The organism is Arthrobacter sp. 260 (genome assembly GCF_013116745.1).
In the GTDB taxonomy this organism is placed as follows: Bacteria; Actinomycetota; Actinomycetes; order Actinomycetales; family Micrococcaceae; genus Arthrobacter_D.
Window position 1 is genome coordinate 1 of record NZ_JABFOE010000188.1, and the last position, 208, is coordinate 208.

Annotated in this window: 1 pseudogene; it reads right to left on the reverse strand. The window is 54.8% G+C overall.

The features are described from left to right. Window positions 1-199, reverse strand: a pseudogene (locus HMI57_RS18800) (glutamate synthase); the annotation flags it as partial. Between the last annotated feature and the right edge of the window lie 9 nt (window positions 200-208).

Below are 208 nucleotides of genomic sequence, written 5' to 3' on the forward strand. Positions count from 1 at the left end.
GTCCGGAGGGGCCAGCTCCGACAATGAGAACTTTTTTCCCAGTCTCTTCCTGTAGGAGGGGAACGGTCCAGCCTTCTGCGATGGCCTTATCTCCAAGGAAGCGTTCGATGGCATTAATACCTACGGCTTCATCAACCTGGCCGCGGTTGCATGCTGTTTCACATGGGTGGTAGCACACGCGTCCCATCGTTGCTGGCAAGGGATTATT